The sequence below is a fragment of the Streptomyces sp. NBC_00012 genome, assembly GCF_045040875.1.
In the GTDB taxonomy this organism is placed as follows: domain Bacteria; phylum Actinomycetota; class Actinomycetes; order Streptomycetales; family Streptomycetaceae; genus Streptomyces.
In genome coordinates this window covers 6,992,722-7,010,744 of the sequence record NZ_CP108309.1, presented here as the reverse complement: position 1 = coordinate 7,010,744, position 18,023 = coordinate 6,992,722, and the positions used below count along the sequence as shown (strand labels likewise).

The 18,023-nt window shown below is 71.5% G+C and carries 15 protein-coding genes and 1 pseudogene; 2 read left to right on the top strand and 14 right to left on the bottom strand.

Going from position 1 to position 18,023, the window contains the following annotated elements; genetic code table 11:
• Nucleotides 1–9: 9 nt before the first annotated feature.
• The 3 genes from OHA19_RS32050 to OHA19_RS32040 all read right to left on the bottom strand — a co-directional run bounded on the left by OHA19_RS32050 (nucleotide 10) and on the right by OHA19_RS32040 (nucleotide 3,914).
• Entirely contained in the window at nucleotides 10–1,443 is a 1,434-nt protein-coding gene (locus tag OHA19_RS32050; protein ID WP_405710972.1) for a purine-cytosine permease family protein, read from the bottom strand.
• Nucleotides 1,444–1,530: 87 nt separating this feature from the next.
• On the bottom strand, nucleotides 1,531–2,871 hold the full coding sequence (locus OHA19_RS32045) for a hydantoinase/oxoprolinase N-terminal domain-containing protein (RefSeq protein ID WP_405710974.1): 1,341 nt from the start codon (nucleotides 2,869–2,871) through the stop codon (nucleotides 1,531–1,533).
• Entirely contained in the window at nucleotides 2,868–3,914 is a 1,047-nt protein-coding gene (locus OHA19_RS32040) for a DUF917 domain-containing protein (RefSeq protein WP_405710976.1), read from the bottom strand. Before OHA19_RS32040 ends, OHA19_RS32045 begins: the two co-directional genes overlap by 4 nt.
• A gap of 100 nt (nucleotides 3,915–4,014) precedes the next feature.
• Between OHA19_RS32040 and OHA19_RS32035 the strand changes: the two genes are divergently transcribed.
• Nucleotides 4,015–5,580, top strand: a complete 1,566-nt coding sequence (locus OHA19_RS32035) for a PucR family transcriptional regulator (protein WP_405710978.1) — start codon at nucleotides 4,015–4,017, stop codon at nucleotides 5,578–5,580.
• Between the two features lie 67 nt (nucleotides 5,581–5,647).
• Nucleotides 5,648–6,913: pseudogene (locus OHA19_RS32030) on the top strand (allophanate hydrolase); the annotation flags it as partial.
• A gap of 257 nt (nucleotides 6,914–7,170) precedes the next feature.
• On the opposite strand, the gene OHA19_RS32025 reads toward OHA19_RS32030, so the two are convergent.
• The 11 genes from OHA19_RS32025 to pafA all read right to left on the bottom strand — a co-directional run bounded on the left by OHA19_RS32025 (nucleotide 7,171) and on the right by pafA (nucleotide 18,020).
• Complete coding sequence (locus tag OHA19_RS32025) at nucleotides 7,171–10,005, bottom strand: DEAD/DEAH box helicase (RefSeq protein ID WP_405710980.1); 2,835 nt, start codon at nucleotides 10,003–10,005, stop codon at nucleotides 7,171–7,173.
• Between the two features lie 45 nt (nucleotides 10,006–10,050).
• On the bottom strand, nucleotides 10,051–10,959 hold the full coding sequence (locus OHA19_RS32020; RefSeq protein WP_405752439.1) for a diacylglycerol kinase: 909 nt from the start codon (nucleotides 10,957–10,959) through the stop codon (nucleotides 10,051–10,053).
• A gap of 17 nt (nucleotides 10,960–10,976) precedes the next feature.
• On the bottom strand, nucleotides 10,977–11,867 hold the full coding sequence (gene tatC / locus OHA19_RS32015; protein ID WP_405721291.1) for a twin-arginine translocase subunit TatC: 891 nt from the start codon (nucleotides 11,865–11,867) through the stop codon (nucleotides 10,977–10,979).
• Nucleotides 11,868–11,977: 110 nt separating this feature from the next.
• A complete protein-coding gene (tatA, locus tag OHA19_RS32010; RefSeq protein WP_405710984.1) occupies nucleotides 11,978–12,271 on the bottom strand; it encodes a Sec-independent protein translocase subunit TatA in 294 nt (97 codons plus the stop codon).
• Nucleotides 12,272–12,532: 261 nt separating this feature from the next.
• Nucleotides 12,533–12,730 carry a hypothetical protein gene (locus OHA19_RS32005; protein WP_093541254.1) on the bottom strand — a complete coding sequence of 66 codons (198 nt, stop codon included), beginning with the start codon at nucleotides 12,728–12,730 and terminating at the stop codon, nucleotides 12,533–12,535.
• A gap of 100 nt (nucleotides 12,731–12,830) precedes the next feature.
• Nucleotides 12,831–13,106: a hypothetical protein gene (locus OHA19_RS32000; RefSeq protein ID WP_405710986.1), complete on the bottom strand. Its 276-nt coding sequence runs from the start codon at nucleotides 13,104–13,106 to the stop codon at nucleotides 12,831–12,833.
• Nucleotides 13,107–13,125: 19 nt separating this feature from the next.
• Nucleotides 13,126–14,082, bottom strand: coding sequence for a helix-turn-helix transcriptional regulator (locus tag OHA19_RS31995; RefSeq protein ID WP_404171907.1), 957 nt, complete (start codon nucleotides 14,080–14,082; stop codon nucleotides 13,126–13,128).
• A 17-nt stretch (nucleotides 14,083–14,099) separates the two neighbouring features.
• Nucleotides 14,100–15,053, bottom strand: coding sequence for a helix-turn-helix transcriptional regulator (locus OHA19_RS31990; protein ID WP_405710989.1), 954 nt, complete (start codon nucleotides 15,051–15,053; stop codon nucleotides 14,100–14,102).
• Between the two features lie 113 nt (nucleotides 15,054–15,166).
• On the bottom strand, nucleotides 15,167–15,541 hold the full coding sequence (locus OHA19_RS31985) for an FKBP-type peptidyl-prolyl cis-trans isomerase (protein ID WP_405710991.1): 375 nt from the start codon (nucleotides 15,539–15,541) through the stop codon (nucleotides 15,167–15,169).
• 43 nt (nucleotides 15,542–15,584) lie between these two features.
• Nucleotides 15,585–16,532, bottom strand: coding sequence for an FKBP-type peptidyl-prolyl cis-trans isomerase (locus tag OHA19_RS31980; RefSeq protein ID WP_405710993.1), 948 nt, complete (start codon nucleotides 16,530–16,532; stop codon nucleotides 15,585–15,587).
• A gap of 126 nt (nucleotides 16,533–16,658) precedes the next feature.
• Complete coding sequence (pafA, locus tag OHA19_RS31975; RefSeq protein WP_093894153.1) at nucleotides 16,659–18,020, bottom strand: Pup--protein ligase; 1,362 nt, start codon at nucleotides 18,018–18,020, stop codon at nucleotides 16,659–16,661.
• Between the last annotated feature and the right edge of the window lie 3 nt (nucleotides 18,021–18,023).

The following is an 18,023-nucleotide window of genomic DNA, read 5'->3' as shown; positions in this document are numbered from 1 at the left end:
GTGTGCGGGTCAGGCAATGGCCTTCGGCGACCAGGCCGTGCCGGATTCCGCCTCGATCGCCGCCGCGGGACGTACGGGCTGTTCGAACGGCAGGTCACGGGCGCCGCGCACCAGGCCGAGCTTGCCGAGGACGACATAGCCGAGCCCGGCCAGCAGCAGGGAGTTGAGCGCCGGGATGCCCCACCACTGGTAGTGGTCGCCGAGCCAGCCGAACAGGGAGGCGGCGGCCCACAGGGCGATCGTGGCGGGCACCCAGCTGGGTTCGGTCTCGGGCAGCCGTCCGGCAGCGCGCGAGGCGTCCAGCTGCGGGCGCCACTTCTTCACCACGAAGTACTCGGCGACCATGATCCCGGCGACGGGCGGGGTGAGGACGCCGAGCACCGTGAGGAAGTCCGTGAACCGGTCCAGGATTCCGGCGGCCGCGGCGAGGCTGCCGAGGACACCGATCGTGACGGTGGTGCCGACCCGGTTGAGCCGGACCTTGAAGAGCGCTTCGACCGCGCCGATCAGGCCGAGCGACGACGAGTACAGATTCCAGTTGTTGATCTTCACGGTGGCGGAGACCAGGACGATGACGCCGATGACACCGCAGGAGGACGTGATGATCGCGATCAGGTCGGAGGACTTCACCGCGTAGGCGAGCAGCACCCCGCCCAGGACCAGGACGTACTCGCCGAGGCTGATGCCCACGACCGTCTGCTTGACGACGTCGCCGGTGTTGCGGTTGAAGCGGGTCATGTCGGGGGTGGTGACCGCGCCGACAATGTACGAGCCGGCGACGATGGTCGCGCCGGTGGCGATGGACATGTGGGCGCCGAACGGCGCCGAGGCCACCATGTCACCGACGTTGTGCCGGGAGAACTCGACCGTCATCGCCCAGCCCGCGAGGCCGAGGAAGGCGGGAACGGTGACGAAGGCGGTCCAGCCCATGGCGCGGAAGCCGCGCAGGACGAGCGCGGTGACACCGAGCCCGCAGATCAGGCACCAGGCCCAGACCGGCAGCGCGGGGACGATGGAGTGCAGCCCGGCCGCGAACACCGCCGTCTGCACACCGAACCAGCCGAACAGGCTGACCGCGATGACGAGTCCGATGAGGGTGGAGCCGTAACGGCCGAAGCCGGTCCAGCGGACCATCATCGAGGTGGACAGGCCCTCCCGCATACCGGCGATGCCGACGAATATGCAGACGATCTCCAGGATCACCGAGCCGAGCGTGAACGCCCAGAAGGCGCCCCAGAAGGAGAGTCCGGCGCCGAGCGCGGCACCGAGCAGGAACTGCGTCAGGTCGGAGAGCTGGCCGAAGCGCTGCACGGCGACGTTGAACCAGGAGTAGCGGGCCGCGCGCGGCACCCGCTCCAGCGGGTAGTCCTCGTCCTGCTGCGCCTGGGGCCGGGCCTGGGCCGGTGGGGATGGCTCTTGGTGCACATCGAACTGCTGGGTCATGGGGACGGGTCCTCGGGATGCGCGGGCGGGCAGGAGGGGGCAGCAGCACGGCGCCGGGCCTGCTGCGGTGGGGCGGGGAACGGGGGTTCAGAGCGGGAGGGGCGGTCCGACGGCGCGGGCCCGCAGGAGCACCGCCCCGGGCAGGTACGGCACCGGAAGGTCCGGTTCCGAGTGGGTGCGTACGCGCCTGGGATCGGCCCCGGCCCGTACGGCGCCGGCCCGGGCCAGGTCGCGTACTTCGTCCCGTACCGCGTCGAGCCGTCGGCCGGGTCCCCGGCGGACGATGCGGTCGTACTGGCCACCGACCGGGCTGGCCGCCGCGCCGAACGCCCCGGCGACGCCGCCGTGTCCGGGCCGTACGACGTCGAACCCGGCCAGCACCTCGGCGGGTACGCCGCCCGCACCGCCGCCGACCAGGATCAGCGGGAGGAGCCCGGCGGCGGGGCGCATCCGGTCGGCGGCCTCGGCGAGTTCGCGGTGGGCGTCGGCACGGACGGTGATCAGGTCGGGGAAGCGCACGCTGACCGGGACGCCGCCGATGCGTTCGCCGGGGCCGGCCTCCTGGGGGTAGCCGCCGGTCAGCGCCCCTACCCTGGCACGGCGTTCACCGATGTCGGCGACCACGGCGTCCCGGAGCCCGGCCAGGAGCCCGGCGCCGCGGATGGTGCAGGCGGGTCCGCTGCCCAGGCTGAGTCCGGGCTGACGGCGCAGGTACTCCAGGCTCATCAGCGTGCCGTCGCTGCGGGTGACGAGGACGGCGGCGCCGGGGGCGAGGCCGAGCCGGGGCAGTGTGGCGGTCAGCTCGTCGGCGACCCGGGCCACGAGTACGGACAGGGCCGCGTCGAGGACCGTGGCGTTCTCACGGGCCAGCAGATCGAGGGTGCCGACGTCGCTGGAGAGCAGGACGGTCGTGTCGGGCCCCGTCTCGGCGCGCAGGATCTCGGCGGCCTCCCGCTCCTGGCCGCCGTCGACCGGCGAGAACACGGCGGTCACGGCGAACGCCTCGGCGCGTCCGGCCAGCGAGGCACCGAACCGGGCGACGGCGTCCCGGTCGAGCGGCGTGGTGTCACGGGGCGCCAGACCACCCCCGCCCCGCACGTTCGCGGTGCCGGCGCACACGGCGTCGCGCAGCGCCTCGGGCCAGCCGAAGAGCGGCCGCACGGCGTCGGCGGCCGCACCACCGACCCGCAGCACCCCGACCCGGGCGAGCCCGTGCCGCTCCCTGACCGCGCGGGCGGCGACCCGCAGGCCCACGGCGAGCTGGGTGGCCCGGCCGCGCAGCTCGGCGGGGAGCGCGCGGACGGCGGCGGCGAGCGATCCGACGGCGTCCCCCGCCACCGAGGGCACCTTGACGGCCCGCACCGCCCGGTCGCCGTCGAGGAGCACGGCATCGGTGTTGGTGGGCCCGACATCCACACCGAGGATCATGAGGTGCCTCCCTGGGCCCGGCGCTCGACCGCGGCACCCGCGAGGCCGGCCAGACCGAAGGCCGACGGCCCGGCGAGCCGCAGCCCCCCGGGGGTGTACCAGGCGGGGTCCGAGGGGAGCGTGACGAGGTGGACGCGCAGTCCGTAACGGACCTCCTCGACCGGGACGGCCCAGCCGGTCGCCACGTCGACCAGGGCGATCACGTCCGGTACGACGGCGAGCGGTGTGCCGTCCTCCAGGGCCGCGACGAATTCGCTGCGGGCCTCGACGAGCACCAGCCGGCCCGCGTCGGGGCCGCCGCCCTCCAGCAGCACGCCTGTGGCGTCGTCACCGTCGGCGCCCTCGGTGGCGTACCTCCGGACGGAGGAGACCTTGCCGGTCAGCAGCGGGGCCGGTCCTTCGCCGCGGCCGAGGGCCAGGGCGCGCGTGACCGATCCGGCGACGGCGTGCCGGGCCGCCTGCCCGGCGGTGAGGGGGTAGTCGGTGGACGCGGCGCGCCCGCCGAAGGCGACGACGGCGGCGCGGGCGAACTGTTCGAGGTGCGCGCCGTCCACATCGTCGACCACGACGGTGTGGCCGTGCTCGTCGGCGAGGACGGCCGGCCCCGGGCGCAGCCCGGCCAGCTCCAGGACGTTCTGGTCCATCCGGGGAAAGGCCCGGCCCATCGAATCGGCGTCGAGCAGTGGCAGCCCCAGCCGGGCCGCCCAGGCGACGGAGACGCAGCCGTTGAGGCCGCCGATCTCACTGCTCATCACGGCGGCGACCGGGGCGCCGTGCAGCGCCTCGAAGCGGTCCCGCAGCCGTGCGGGCTCGTCCCTGCCGCCGATCCGTTCGGCGGCGACGGCGGGCGATCCCACCAGCCCCACCGGCATGACCAGTGCCTCGGCGGGCAGCGCCGCCGGGTCGACGACGGGCACCGGACCGCACTCCTCGATCGCCTGTCCGGCGACGGGAAGGGCCACATCGGCGGGTCCGCCGCCCCCTGATCCCAGGACGGCACAGCCCCGCGCGAAGTCGGCGAGTGCTCCGGCGTCCACGTGCATGAATCCCAGCGTACGGAGACGGATCGCGCCCCCCATGGGCCATCGGCCCGTGATTCGACGACCAGGTGTGCTCATGGCACATCGGCGGCACACTGGGGGGATGGCGAACATCCTGGAACTCCTCTCCTCCCCCGGGCTCGAAGCGGTCCGCCCACTGGTGGGCCCGCTCGACGCGGTGGAGGTCACGGGAGTGCGGCTGGAGCCGCGCCCGGACCGGCTCGCCGCCATCCCCGCCGGGACGGTCGCCGTGCTGCTGGCCCCGGTGCCGGGGCATCTGCTGGACGTGGCGGTGCGGGACGCGGCCGCGGCGGGGGCCGCCGCACTGGTCCTGACGGGCGTGGCCGAGGCTCCGCGCGGACTGCCCGCCGAGGTGACGGCCACGGCGCGGGCGCTCGCCGAGCGGGGCCGGGTCGCGGTGCTGTACGCGGAGGAGGACCTCGCGGCTCTCGTGGTGGCCGTGGAGCGGGCGGTGGCCGGGTCCGCGGCGGACGCGCTGGCCCGGGTCGCGGCCGCGGCACGGGAGGTGACGGCGGTCGCGGGCGACCCCGACCGGGTGGCCGCGGCGGCCGGCCGCACTCTGGGCGTACCCGTGGAGCTGCGCGCCGCCGGTCCGGGCGAGGAGGGCGCGGCCGCCGCGGGCCCGGACGGCGAGATCCGGCTGGCGGCCCCGGCCCGCCCGGGTCACGCGGGTACGGCGGTGCGCTCGGTCCTCGCGCTGGCGGCGCTCGCCGCGGCGGGCGGCGGGCACGGCGACGTACCGGTGCGCTCCCGGGGCCGGCTGCTCGCCGAACTGCTCGTGGTCCCGCAGGACCAGGCCGCCCGGCTGGCCGCCCGGGGCCGGGCGCTCGCACTGCCGGTGGACGGCTGGCACATCGCGCTGCGGGTCGAGGCGGGCGGCCTGGACGCCTCGAACCGCCCCAAGGCCCTGGACGCGGTCATGTCCCAGGCGTTGACCCTGCTGCGGGCCTGGGACGGGGCGGCGGCCCCCGGCAGCGCCGCCGTCGCCCCGTCCGCCTCGTCCCCGCAGTCCGCCGACTCCGTCCAGTGGAACGCCGCGCTGGTCGACGACGCCCTCGTCCTGCTCAGCACCTGGCCCGCGGACCCGGGGACGCACGGGCGGCGCACCACCCTGGCCCGCGCCCGCCGGGTGGTGGACCGGCTGGCCGCACTGCGCCCGGAGGCCGGTCTGCGGTGCGGCGTGGGCGCACCGCACCGGGGCCCGCTGGGCATCCGTACCTCCGCCCGGGAGGCCCGTGCCGCGGTGCCGCGCGGTGCGGGGCCCGCGGTGGCGGCGCACGACGCGGTGGGCCTGGACCGGATGCTGCTGGAGTGGTACGCCTCCGACACGGCACGCGAAGCGGTCAGCGAACTCCTCGCCCCGGTACTGGCGTTGGGACCGGAACGCGCCGAACCACTGCTGCGCACGCTCCAGGGTTATCTGGACCACAACAACTCGCCCGCCCGTGCCGCGGACGCGCTCCATCTGCACCGGAACGCGGTGGGCGCCCGCATCCGCAAGATCGTCCAGCTGACGGGCGCCGACCTGAACGAGCCGGATGTCCGCCTCGCACTCCAACTGGCCTGCCGTGCGGGCCTGTCCGCTCCCCCCAACGAGCCGGCCACCCCCGCCGACGGCCCGACGACCGGACGCGATGGCGCCCCATGACGCATGGCCCCGCCCCACGGACAAGGGCCCGAGGCAATAGGACAGGACAAGAATCCGAGGACCGACCATGGCGACAACCTCCCTCGTCCTCAACCGAGTCCGGGACGCCCATGCCCGTATCGACGCGGTGCGGCGCCCCGAGCTCTGGATCGGTCTGCGCCCCCGGCACGACGTGGAGGCGGAGGCCGCGCGGCTCGACGCCCGCCTGGCCTCGGGCGAGCGGCTCCCCCTCGCGGGCCGGCTGCTGGCCGTCAAGGGAAACATCGACGTGGCCGGCCTCCCCACGACCGCGGGCTGCCCTTCGTACGCGTACGAACCGGGCTCCGACGCCCCGGCGGTGGCCCGGCTGCGCGCCGCCGGTGCCCTGGTGATCGGCACGACCAACATGGACCAGTTCGCCACGGGCCTGACCGGCACCTGTTCCCCGTACGGCGCGGTGGCCTGCGCGTACGATCCCGACCGGATCGGCGGCGGCTCCAGCTCCGGTTCGGCGGTCGCCGTGGCCCTGGGCATCGCGGATCTCGCCCTGGGCACCGACACCGCGGGCTCCGGCCGCGTCCCCGCCGCGTTCAACGGCGTCTTCGGCCTGAAGCCGACCCGCGGTCTCGTACCGACGGACGGTGTGGTCCCCGCCTGCGCGAGCCTGGACTGCGTCACCGTCTTCGCCCGTACGCTCCCCGAGGCCGAGCGGGCGATGACCCTGATGGCCACCCCGGCCCCGCACCCCGACCGCTTCCGTGTCCCGGGCCCCTGGCGGATCGCCGTCCCGCCCACCGGGCAGCTGGGCGCTGCCCCGGGCTGGACGGCGGCGTACGAGTCGACGGCCGCCCGGCTCCGCGCGGCGGGCGCGGTGCTCCGGACAGTCGATCCGACGCCGTTCACCGAGGCAGCCGCGATGCTGTACGACTCCGCGTTCGTCGCCGAGCGTTACACCGCGGTCGGCGCGTTCATCGACTCCATGCCCGACGCTCCCGGCCTGGACCCCACGGTGGCGGGGATCATCGCCGGGGCCCGTGACATCCCGGCACATCGTCTCTTCGCCGATCAGGCCCGGCTGGCCGGGCTCCGTGCCGACGCGACGGCCGCGCTCGGAAACGCGGACGCCCTCCTGCTGCCCACCGTGCCGGAACACCCCACGCTCGCCGAGGCCGTGGCGGACCCGTCGGCCGTCAACGCCCGTCTCGCCCGGTTCGCCGGCTCCACCAACCTGTTCGACCAGTGCGCGGTGGCGGCCCCCGCCGGTGAAGCGGACGGCCTGCCGTACGGCGTGATGCTGATCGGCCCGGCACACACCGACGAACGCCTGGCCCGCATCACCGAACTCACCGGACCAGCCCCGCCCATCACCCCCGCATCCAGCCCCTCCGACGCCCCATAGCCAGCCCCTCCAGCGCCCCGCATTCAGCCTCTCCGACGCTCCGTAACTAACCAGCCCCTCCGGCCCCATATTCAGCCCCTCCGGCGCTTGAGGAGCGGGGGTCCGGGGGCAGAGCCCCCGGTCACGGGAAGGGGCGGGCAGGGGAACGACCCTCAGCAGGCCCACCCCCGCCCCCGTACCCAGCACCGACGGCACCGCACCCCGCACGAACCTCACCCCACGGAGCTGTACGCCACAACCCCCCGCAACACCGCGTCCACCGCCTTGTGCGCATTCCGAGCCACGGAACTCCCGTCCCGCGGCGCCGCGGCGGCAATCTGCCCCAGCACGTCGATCACCTGCTTGCACCACCGTACGAAGTCCCCGGCCGGCATCTCCGCCTCGCCCAGCACCTCGTCCAGCGTCCGCCCCGACGCCCACATGTAGACCGCCCAGGCGAAGCCCAGATCGGGTTCGCGCTGCCCGACACCCTCCGCCTGGTTGATCTTGAAGTCCTCTTCCAGGGCATCGAGCCGGCCCCAGATCCGGACCATCTCGCCCATCGCGGTCTTCGCGGGCCCCGACGGCAGCTTCGGCGCCACCGCGTCATCCGCCTGCCGCGCCTCGTACACCAACGCCGAGACGCAGGCCGCGAGTTCGGCAGGGTTCAGCCCCTCCCACACACCCGCCCGCAGGCATTCGCTCGCCAGCAGATCGAGCTCGCCGTAGAGCCGCGCCAGCCGGCGCCCGTGCTCGGTGACCTCGTTGCCCCGCAGATAGTCGAGCTCGGTGAGCAGCGCGACGATCCGGTCGAAGGTGCGGGCGATCGTGTTCGTCCGCCCCTCGATACGCCGCTCCAGCTGCCTCGTGTCGCGCTGCAGCCGGTGATACCGCTCGGCCCACCGCGCGTGGTCCTCGCGCTCGTCGCACCCGTGGCAAGGGTGCGCGCGCAGCTCCGCCCGGTAGCGGGCGATCGCCCGGTCGTCGGCCGCGACGGACCGCCCCTTGCGGTGCCGCTCCGGAACTATGTGCCCGGCCTTGGTCCGCAGCGCGGAGGCCAGGTCGCGGCGCGACTGCGGGGAGCGCGGGTTGAACGACTTCGGCACCCGCATTCGCTCCAGCGCCTCCACCGGAACCGGGAAGTCGATCGAGGCGAGCCGCTTGACCTGGCGCTCGGCCGTGAGCACCAACGGCCGTGGCCCGTCGTGGTATTCGAGCCCGCGATGGCCGTGCCCATTGGTCCGCCCGGCGGGCAGCCCCGGGTCGAGCACCAGCGCCAGCCCGGCGAACTTGCCGGTGGGCACATGGATGACATCGCCGGGCTTGAGCCTCTCCAGGGACGCCGCGGCCTCGGCCCGCCGCTGTGTCGCGCCCTGCTTGGCCAGATCGGTCTCACGGTCCTTGAGGTCGCGGCGCAGCCGCGCGTACTCCTCGAAGTCACCGAGGTGGCAGGTCATGCCCTCCCGGTAGCCCTCCAGCCCCTCTTCGTTCTTCTGGACCTGCCGGGAGATGCCGACCACCGACCGGTCCGCCTGGAACTGCGCGAAGGAGGTCTCCAGCAGCTCGCGCGAACGGTGCCGCCCGAACTGCTGCACCAGGTTGACGGCCATGTTGTACGAGGGCCGGAAGCTGGACCGCAGCGGATACGTACGCGTACCCGCGAGTCCGGCCAGCGCCCCCGGATCCATGCCGCGCTGCCACAGCACCACCGCGTGGCCCTCGATGTCGATGCCACGCCGTCCGGCCCGCCCGGTCAGCTGGGTGTACTCGCCGGGGGTGATGTCGGCGTGCTGCTCGCCGTTCCACTTGACGAGCTTCTCCAACACCACCGAGCGCGCGGGCATGTTGATGCCGAGGGCGAGCGTCTCCGTCGCGAAGACGGCCTTGACGAGCCCGCGCACGAACAGCTCCTCGACGACCTCCTTGAACGTCGGCAGCATGCCCGCGTGGTGCGCGGCGATGCCCCGCTCTAGCCCTTCGAGCCACTCGTAGTAGCCCAGGACATGGAGATCCTCGCCGGGAATGGACGCGGTCCGCTCCTCGACGATCTCGCGGACCAGGCGCCGCTTCTCCTCGTCGTTGAGCCGCAGTCCGGCGTGCAGGCACTGCTGCACGGCGGCCTCGCAGCCGGCCCGGCTGAAGATGAACGTGATGGCGGGGAGCAGCCCTTCGGCGTCCAGCCGGTCGATGACCTCGGGCCTGGCCGGGGTCCAGATCCGGCTGCGCTGACGCCGCTCGCGCTCCCGGTCCGCCTCGCGGACCATCTTGCCGCGGCGGCGCTCACGCGGGTTGTACCCCCGCTGGTTCTCCATCCGGGCGAGCCGGACGAGGTCGGGGTTGACCTCGCGGCGTCCGGCGCCGCGGCCGCCGTGGTCGGTCTCCTCCTCGAAGAGGTCGTACATCCGGCGGCCGGCCAGGACGTGCTGCCAGAGCGGCACGGGCCGGCTCTCGGAGACGATCACTTCGGTGTCACCGCGGACGGTGTCCAGCCAGTCGCCGAACTCCTCCGCGTTGGACACGGTCGCCGACAGCGACACGAGTGTCACGGAGTCCGGGAGGTGAATGATCACTTCCTCCCAGACGGCGCCCCGGAAGCGGTCGGAGAGGTAGTGCACCTCGTCCATCACCACATGACCGAGACCCCGCAGCGCCTGCGAGCCCGCGTACAGCATGTTCCGCAGCACCTCGGTGGTCATGACGACCACCGGGGCATCGGCGTTGACGCTGTTGTCGCCGGTCAGCAGGCCGACCTTATCCGGCCCGTAACGCTTGACCAGGTCGGTGAACTTCTGGTTGGACAGGGCCTTGATGGGCGTGGTGTAGAAGCACTTGCGGCCCTGTTCGAGTGCGAGGTGCACGGCGAACTCGCCGACGATCGTCTTGCCCGAGCCGGTCGGGGCGGCGACGAGCACTCCCTTGCCTGCCTCCAGGGCCTCACAGGCCTCGATCTGGTAGGGGTCCAGATCGAATTCGTACAGCTCGCGGAAGGGCGCGAGTGCGGTGGCCTGCTCGGTGGCACGGGCCCGAGAAGCCTGGTATCGCTCAGCTGGTGAGAGGTCCTCTGTCATCGTGCTTTCGAGCCTACCCGCCACCTCTGACAGCAGGCGCGATCTTTAAATCCCGCCGGAAGAACCCGGTGCGAGCACCCGCACCGCACCGGGCACGCAGCGCGCGGTGAGCGGCAGGGCCCCGAGCGGTTCACCGTCCGCGTACGCGGTGACACCCGCTGCGACCAGCTCGATCGAGGAAACCCGGTGCACGGTGACCTTGGGGTGGCTGAGGTGCGTTCCCTTGTAGACGCGGGGGAAGACCTTGAGCAGGGTGGCCCGGCTGCAATCCCCGACAACGGTCACGTCGAACAGCCCGTCGTCCATGACGGCGTCCGCGCAGATCCGCATGCCTCCGCCGTACGTCGACCCGTTGCCGACCGCGATGAGCGTCGCCTCGGTCTCCCTGACCGGTCCGTCGTCCAGCCTGACGCGGTACGGAATGGGCTTGAACGCGGCGAGTTCGGCGAGGATCGCGAGGTCGTACTTGAACCGTCCGCCGACCCAGCGCATCCGGTTCCCGCGGTCGTTGACCCGGGAGTCGAAGCCGGAGGCGAGCACCGACCCGAACCACCGCTCACCGACCCGGCCGAGGTCGATCTCGCGGACGCCGCCGCCCTTGAGCGCCTCGGCGGCCAGCCGTCCGGCGGCGGCCGGATCCCGTATCGGCAGCCCGAGCGCGCGGGCGAAGTCGTTGCCGGTGCCGACGGCGACGACCCCGAGCGGGGTCATCGTTCCCGCGACGGCCTGCAGGGCGAGGGACATCATGCCGTCCCCGCCCACGGCTATCAGCGCACCGGTCCCGCCCGCGACGGCCTCACGGGCCCGCCGCAGGGCATCGTCGGCATCCTCACCGAGAACCGTACGCACGGAGAATCCGGCGTCCCGCAACGCGGACGCGGCCGGCTGCGCGGCGTGCGCGCCCCGGCCGCGTCCTGCGGTGGGATTGACGAAAAGGGTGATCTCGCTGGTCACCCGGGGACCCTACAAGGTCAGGTGATGTCGTCGTAACCGTTCACGCGGTCCCGGTCCGAACTCGCCTGTGCGGGCAACGCCCGGGAGGACGAGACCGATTCGATCCCACCGACGTCCTCGGGGGTGAGATCCAGCTCCGATGCCTCGTCGTCGTCCAGTTCGGCGTCGGGATCGGCACGGCGTCGCCGCTTGTCGTTCAGCAGGGAGAAGCCGACAGCCATGAAGTACAGGACCACGATCGGACCCGCGAGCGCGATCATCCCCACGGGGTCGGTGGTAGGAGTCGCCACTGCCCCGAAGACGAACACCCCCATGACCACACCGCGCCACCAGCCGAGCATGCGACGCCCGGTCACTATGCCCGTGAGGTTCAACATGATCAGGAGCAGCGGCAGCTCGAAAGCCGCTCCGAAGATGAGCACCATCCGGACCGTGAAGTCGAGGATCTTGTCCATCGGGAGGATGTTCGCCGACCCGTCGGGCGTGATGCCCAACAGGACACGCATGCTGATCGGCAGGATCGTGTAGGCGAGCGCGGCACCACCGAGGAACAGCGGCACTGCGGCCGCCACGAAGGCGTAGGTGTATTTCCGCTCGTGCTTGTGGAGCCCGGGCGCCACGAACGCCCACAGCTGGTACAGCCAGATCGGGCTGGCGATGATGACGCCGGCCATGAGGCTGACCTTCACCGTCGTCGTGAAGGGGGAGAGAAGGTCGGTGTACGCGATGACCGCGCACGCGCCCCCCGTCGTCTCGCCCAGCCCCTTCTCGCAACGGGGCACGGGAGCAGAGAGGAACTCCATCAGCGCCTGGCTGTAGAAGGCTGCGGCGATCGTCACGACGACGATGGCCAGCATGCCCTTCGCCAGCCGGTTACGCAGCTCACGCAGGTGCTCCACCAAGGGCATGCGGCCCTCTGGGTCCGTCTCCTGCTTGCGGGCAGACTTGAGCAACCCACGTCCTCATCTCGTGCAGCAGGCCCTCACTGATCAGGGCGCCTGCGTCGGCCCGGTTCTTGTCAGCGCTTGGTCGAGTCGGTCGGCTCCGCGACCGGACGCGAGCTGCTCACGTCTCCGGGGGCGGCCTTGATGGTGCGCTGGGCGGCCTGGTCCTGGGCGGCGTCGTTGGCGGCCGGCTCGGCCGGGGTCGCCGACGGACCACCCTCGGACTTCATGGCCTTGGCCTCGCTCTTGAGGATGCGGGCCGACTTGCCGAGCGAACGAGCCATGTCAGGAAGCTTCTTCGCGCCGAACAGCAGAACAATGACGACGAGGATCAGGATGATCTCGGGAGCGCCGAGCCTTCCGAACATATGTGTGTACCTTCTCACCGAGGCAGCAGGGGTGGGGCGGATCGAACCTCGGACGGACGTCCGACCTTCGTACTGTCAGCGATCGTATCCCGCAGGAGTAAACGCAGGGCAATACCCACGCATCCTTGCGATTACGGCCCACGCCTCGCTCTCCGGGCCGCCTTCAGCAGCGTACCCCTCGAACCCGGGAAACTGGAGGCCGTGCCCGCTCCGATCGATCAGCCCTGCTCACAGCGTGGATCGGGTGGAGAAGCGGTACGGCTAACGCAGCGCCTCGCCGGTGGCGGCGAGGTCCGTCGCCGCCCTTTCGAGGTCCTCCGCGGCCCGGTTGATGCGCTGGGTGGTACGTGTCACCTGATGCCCGAGCCGCTGGGCCTCGATGAAGACCTTGACGGCCAGCACACCGAGAACGGCGATCCCGAGGAACCCCAGGGCGATGGCGAGCATGGGCCAGAACATGCGCAGAGCCTCGATGTGTCTAGGTGTCAGAAGTGCTCGGCACCGGCGGGCGGGAGCGTTCCGGAAGCGGGTGAGGAAGAGAAGGGGACGACGGCCGGGGTCAGCACTGGAGGCCGGCGTGCAGGCGCAGCGTCCGCACCCCGCCCCTGGTGAGGAGCTCTACTATCCGCTCCCCCGCGGGCTTGCGGACGGACGCACCGCACTGCGGGCAGGTGAAGGAGTAGAACGTCGTCCGGCGGCTCGCGCCCACCGCGAGGCGAATGGCGCCCGCGGCCAGTTCGAACCGTTCATGGCAGTCCGGGCAGGCGGCCTTGAACCGGACGGACTCGGGCACCACCACGGTCGGAACACCTGACACCACAGACATATTGCTCATATCTCCCTCAGGTTTCCGCTCAGGCCGGTTCGTCGTACGCGGCGAGCGCCGCACGGGCCGCCTGCTGTGCGCTTCGCGCCAGCTCCGGCGGGGAGACGATGCGGCCTTCGCCGCCCAGCCGCAGCGCGAGCCTGCGCAGCGAGGCCGGGTCGGGGGTGCGCAGGGTGATCCGCAGCCCGCCGTCGGGCAGCTCCCGTGCGCTGTCGTGCGGGTAGTACTCGGCGACCCAGCGCCCGCCGGGGCCCACCTCGACGACGACTTCCGGGTCCTCGGCGGCCGGCTGGACGAGCCCCTCGGACAGGTCCCGCAGTTCCAGCTCGGGCGGTGCGGCGGGCTCGTCCAGCAGCCGGATCTCGGCGACCCGGTCGAGCCGGAAGGTACGCCGGTCCTCGGACGACCTGCACCAGGCCTCCATGTACGTGTGGCCCACGGCGAACAGCCGGATCGGGTCCACCTCGCGCTCGGTGAGTTCGTCGCGCGCGGGCGAGTAGTAGCGCAGCCAGAGCCGGCGCCGCTCGGAGATCGCCCGGTCCACATCGGCGAAGACGCCGCCCTCGGACTCGAAGGTGACCGAGAGCCGCGAGCTCGCCGCCCCCACCTCACCGGCCGCGGTCTCCAGCTTCGCGGTGGCCCGCAGCAGCGCCTGCCGGTCGCTCTCGCGCAGCCCCGGCAGCGTGGCCACGGCACGGGCGGCGACCAGCAGGGCCGTCGCCTCGTCGGCGGCGAGCCGCAGCGGCTCGGCGACGTCGTCCGGGTTGTGCCACCAGATGCGGTCACCGTCGGTGTCGATGTCCAGCAGGTCGCCGCCGCGGAAGCTCGTCCCGCACATGGGCAGCACGTCAAGGTCCGAGATCAGCTCGTCCTCGGTGATCCCGAAGGCGCGGGCGACGTCCTGGACATGGGCGCCGGGGCGCTCACGCAGATACGTCACCAGGGAGAGCATCCGGCGGGTCTGGTCGATCGCGTTCGTGGCCATGGGTTGCCGTACCTCTCTCAGTCCTTGGCCACGGCGCGCAGCCGGTCCATCACATCGGCCCGCAGATCGGCGGGTTCCTGTACGACGACGTCCGGGCCGAACTCGACGAGCCAGGCATCCAGGCCGTGACCGTACGGAATCTCCAACTCGTCCCACCCGTTCCCGAGTTCCCGGACCGACACGGCGCGCGAGCGCAGCGGGTAGCCGGCCCCGGTGCGCAGCCTGATCAGCGCGGTCCGGGTCGCCGTCTCCCCCGCCCAGCTCTCGACCGTCTCGCGTACCGTCACGACGTCGGGCACCTCGGTGGTGAACGCCCCGGCCCTGGAGCGGACCCGGCCGGTGATCCGGGAGAGCCGGAAGACCCGCTCGGCGCCGCGGTCCCGGTCCCAGCCGGCCAGGTACCAGTGTCCGCGCCAGCACTCCAGGGTCCATGGCTCGACCTGGCGCTGTTCCGGCGTGGCGGCGTTGCCCTTGCGGTAGTCGAAGGTGACCGGGCGGCGGTCGCGGCAGGCCAGCATCAACGGCTCGAACGCCGCCTCGTGGACGGGGATGCGCGGTTCGAGAGCGCTGTGCACCTCGTACGCGTCCTCGGCCTCCGGCATGCCGGCGGCCCGCAGCTTCTGGAGCGCGCCGCTGGCCGCACCGGCCAGCCGCGCCTGCTGCCAGACCTTGGCGGCCAGCCCGAGCGCGGCGGCCTCCTCGGCGTCCAGCGTGATCGGGGGCAGCCGGTTCCTGTCACGGCGGGCGAGATATCCCGTGTCGCCGTCCAGGTTCTCCACGGTCTCGATGATCAGACCGAGCTCGCGCAGATCGTCCTTGTCGCGCTCGAACATCCGGTTGAAGGCGTCGTCGGAGCCCGCCTCCAGATAGGCCTCGATGGAGCCGCGCAGCTCGCGCTTGCTGAGCGGGCGGCGGGTCCCCAGCAGACACAGCGCCAGGTTCATCAGCCGCTCGGCCTTGGCAATCGCCATCGATGCCCTTTCTGTTTCGCTCTACGACGCTCGACCGTACCGCTACGCGGTGTCGGGACAAAAGCGAGGGCCCGTGCCTGGCGGCACGGGCCCTCGTATCGCACGGACGCGGATCAGACGGCGACCAGGTCGCAGACGAAGATCAGCGTCTCGCCGGGCGCGATGCGGCCGCCACCGGCACCGCGGTCGCCGTACGCGAGGTGCGCGGGGATGGTCAGCCGGCGACGGCCGCCGACCTTCATGCCCTGGACGCCCTGGTCCCAGCCTGCGATGACCTGGCCGGCGCCGAGCTGGAACTGCAGCGGGTTGCCGCGGTTCCAGGAGGCGTCGAACTCCTCGCCGGTGGAGAAGGCCACACCGACGTAGTGAACGGAGACGAAGTCGCCCGCCTTGGCGACCGGGCCGTCGCCCTCCCAGAGGTCCTTGATCTCCAGGTCGGACGGCGCCTCGCCTTCCGGGAAGTCGATCTCGGGCTTCTCGATGCTCACTGACTTGCTCCTCTTGATGATGAACTGGGCAACCGGGACAGTCTTACATCTTCGCCAGGAGGTCCACGGCGAAGACCAGCGTGGACTTGGCGGGGATGGACTGCTGCGCCTTGTCACCGAAGCCCTGGTCCGGCGGGATGACGAGGAGCACCCGGCTGCCGATCTTCTTGCCGACCAGACCGTTCTTCAGGCCCTTCAGCGTCACCTGGGCGAGCGGGAAGGTCTGCGTCTTGCCCGCGGCGTAGGTGCTGTCGAAGGTCTTGCCGTCCTTCCACGTCATTCCGACGTAGTTCACGACGACGCTGTCGGTGTCCTTCACGACGTCGCCCTTGGACTCCAGGATGTAGTTGGAGACGAGCTTCGCCGGCGGGTCGCTCTTGGTCGGAATGGTGACCTTGGGGGCCTTGCCGTCCGTGTTGGTGCCGACCTTCGGCAGGTCGATGTTGTCCTGGGCGACCTCGGTGCCCTTGGCCGAGGCCGGGATCTGCGTCGCCTTCAGTACGTCGACGACGAAGACGAGCGTGGCCTTGGGCTTGATGTCGCCCTGGCCCTGGTCGCCGTATGCGAGATCCGGCGGGATGACCAGCTGGACCCTGCTGCCGACCTTCTGGCCGACGAGGCCCTTGTCCCAGCCCTGGATGACCATGCCGGCGCCGAGGGTCAGATCGAACGGCTGCTTGCGGTCGAAGCTGTTGTCGAACGGCTTGTCGGAATCCCAGGACTGACCGAGGTAGTTGACCTGGATGGCGTCGCCGTTCTTGAGCGTGGCGCCGTCTCCCTGGCTGACGACTCTGGTCTTCAGCTCCTTGGGCGGGTTCCCCATGCCCTTGGCCAGGGTCGGCTTCTCACCGAATTTCGCGCCCGCGGTGATCGCGGGGAACCCGTCCTTCGTCGCGGGGGAAGCGGAAACGGAATCGGAGCCCTTTTCGTCGCCGCAAGCCGCTGTCAGCAGCAACAGGGGGACGACGAGAAGGCCGGCAAGTCGGCGCACTTGTTCCTCAGATCTCAGACGGCACAGTTGGTTGAGTCCCCGACACTCTAGGGCGTACGCAGGGCCCCGTACGAGGAACGTACGGGGCCCGCGTCGCGTCGGTGGCCGGGATCCTGCCGTGCCGGCTCACATACCCGCGATCAATTTCTCCACCCGGTCGTCCACCGAACGGAACGGGTCCTTGCACAACACGGTGCGCTGCGCCTGGTCGTTGAGCTTGAGGTGGACCCAGTCGACGGTGAAGTCCCGCCGCTGCTCCTGCGCCCTGCGGATGAAGTCGCCGCGCAGCCGCGCCCTGGTGGTCTGCGGGGGCACGGACTTGCCCTCGAAGATCTTCAGGTCGTTGCAGACACGGGCGGCCTGTCCCTTGCGCTCCAGCAGGTAGTACAGGCCGCGACGACGGTGGATGTCGTGGTACGCGAGGTCTATCTGGGCGACCCGCGGATGCGACATGGTCATGTTGTGCTTGGCCCGGTACCGCTCGATGAGCTTGTACTTCATCACCCAGTCGATCTCGGTCTCGATCCGGTCGAGGTCCTCGGCCTCGACCGCGTCGAGCGTACGGCCCCAGAGCTCCAGGACCTGGGCGACGGTTCCGGTGCGGATGCCACGGCGGTCGACGAAGTCGACGGCCTTCTCGTAGTACTCGCGCTGCACCTCGATGGCGGACGCCTCACGGCCACTGGCCAGGCGCACCTTGCGCTGTCCGGTGGTGTCATGGCTGACCTCGCGGATCGCCCGGATCGGGTTCTCCAGCGTCAGATCCCGCATCACCGTGCCCGCTTCGATCATGCGGAGCACCAGGTCGGTCGCGCCGACCTTCAGCAGCATGGTCGTCTCGGACATGTTGGAGTCACCGACGATGACGTGGAGCCGGCGGTACCGCTCCGCGTCCGCGTGCGGTTCGTCACGCGTGTTGATGATCGGGCGGGAACGCGTGGTCGCGGAACTGACGCCCTCCCAGATGTGCTCGGCACGCTGGCTGACGCAGTAGACGGCGCCCCTGGGGGTCTGCAGCACCTTGCCCGCGCCGCAGATCAGTTGCCTCGTGACGAGGAAAGGAATGAGGATGTCCGCGAGCCGGGAGAATTCTCCGTGCCGTGCCACGAGGTAGTTCTCATGACATCCGTAGGAGTTTCCCGCCGAGTCGGTGTTGTTCTTGAAGAGATAGACGTCGCCCGCGATTCCCTCCTCGTGCAGGCGGCGTTCGGCGTCGACGAGCAGGCCTTCGAGAATGCGCTCGCCGGCCTTGTCGTGGGTGACCAGTTCGGTCAGGTTGTCGCATTCGGGGGTTGCATATTCCGGATGCGATCCCACGTCGAGGTAGAGGCGGGCGCCGTTCCGCAGAAAGACATTGCTGCTGCGGCCCCATGACACAACACGGCGGAAGAGGTAGCGCGCCACTTCATCAGGGGACAGTCGGCGCTGTCCCCTGAACGTGCACGTGACGCCGTACTCGTTCTCCAGCCCGAAAATGCGGCGGTCCATGAC